This is a genomic window from Vibrio sp. Vb0349 (assembly GCF_033338975.1).
On record NZ_JAWOTS010000175.1, the window covers coordinates 1 to 1,462 of the forward strand.

Annotated in this window: 2 protein-coding genes; both read left to right on the forward strand. The window is 48.8% G+C overall.

Annotated elements, in window-relative coordinates; all coding sequences use genetic code 11:
- On the forward strand, nt 1–294 hold a 294-nt coding region (locus tag R7Q47_RS24295; RefSeq protein ID WP_411912884.1), incomplete at its 5' end, for a multiheme c-type cytochrome.
- Nucleotides 295–347: 53 nt separating this feature from the next.
- Entirely contained in the window at nt 348–1,328 is a 981-nt protein-coding gene (locus R7Q47_RS24300; RefSeq protein ID WP_318089773.1) for a DmsE family decaheme c-type cytochrome, read from the forward strand.
- The last annotated feature ends 134 nt before the right edge of the window (nt 1,329–1,462 follow it).

Genomic DNA, 1,462 nt, shown 5'->3' on the forward strand with positions numbered 1-1,462 from the left:
GCTCAATACAACTTACCTAGCCAACAAAATACGCGCCCTTCTCTGGCGAGTGGTAAGTACTTTAGTCCTGCATTAGTCGCCTGTGGCGCGTGTCACTTAGAGTCATCTTTAGCTAATGCTGACCCGGATACCGTGGCAGGAGATGCGCCTCTGAACCATATGCTGAATCACGGCGCGGTATTTGGAGCAGACACAGCAGCACAAGCAACGGGCTCCGAACAATGTGCGACTTGCCATGCTATTGGTCAGTCACAAGGGGTAGATAAGGTTCACAAGGTATACGACTACCGTTGAATTCGTCATTGAACACAATGCTTTGACAATTAAGGATAAGAAAAGGAAGAGCTATGAAAGCAATGTTTCTGCGGTGGTTAGTAGCTGGGATACTTGGGTTAGGCGTCATCTTCACCGTCAGTTCGGAAGATGTCGCCAAGCCAGAGCCCGAAGCGGCGACGTTAACTCAAGAAGAAATTGAAACCATATTAGACACCAAGTTTTCCGAGGGAAAATATTCACGCCGCGGACCAGATGGCTGCCTTCGTTGCCATGACGATACATCAGACAAACCCGCTACGGGTATTTTCGACAACATTCATGGCAAGTCCGCAAACCTGCATGGGCCAATGAATGATAAACAGTGTGAAGCATGCCATGGCCCAGCGAACAATCACGAGCGCAATCCACGAAAAGGACAAGTTCGTGAACCGATGATCACTTTTGGGCCAAACTCCCCTGTTCCAGCCGAAAAGCAAAACAGCGTGTGTTTATCTTGTCACCAAGATGCGAAACGCTCGACTTGGCACAGTAGCGAGCACGCTTTTGAAGGGCTTTCTTGTGCAAGCTGTCACCAACTGCATCAAAAAGACGATCCGATGATGGTTGCCGAAATGCAAGCAGACAAATGCACCGATTGTCACTCCCGCACCAACCCGGATATCCACAAACGCAGTCGTCATCCTATTATCGACGGCGTCATGACTTGTTCTAGCTGCCACAATCCACATCAGACATTAAATGAAGCGAGCTTGAATTGGTCAACCGTCAATAACGCTTGTTACGAGTGTCATGCAGAAAAACGCGGCCCATTCTTATGGGAGCATGAGCCTGTAAATGAAGATTGCACATCCTGCCACACACCTCATGGTTCAGTGAACAAAGCCCTGCTCAATAAACGACTGCCAATGCTATGTCAGGAATGTCACCGTGTGCCACATGCAAACGTAGCCATTCCTGAAAACGACTTGAGAGTGCGCGGCGGAAGTTGTTTAAACTGCCACAATCAAGTGCATGGCTCTAACCACCCACTTGGTCAAACATTAAGTTATTAGGAGGGAGGCATGAAACTATCTCAACTGTGCATCGCTATTTCCCTTGCTTTTGCTGTGCAAGCGCACGCCAACAATTATTCGTTACAACGTTCTCAGCCAGCCGACACTAGCCGCTGGCAGTGCAGTGAATGCAG

Excerpts from the sequence above, each read along its gene's own strand:
- R7Q47_RS24300 (WP_318089773.1), top strand. The coding sequence starts at position 348 with ATGAAAGCAATGTTTCTGCGGTGGTTAGTAGCTGGGATACTTGGGTTA.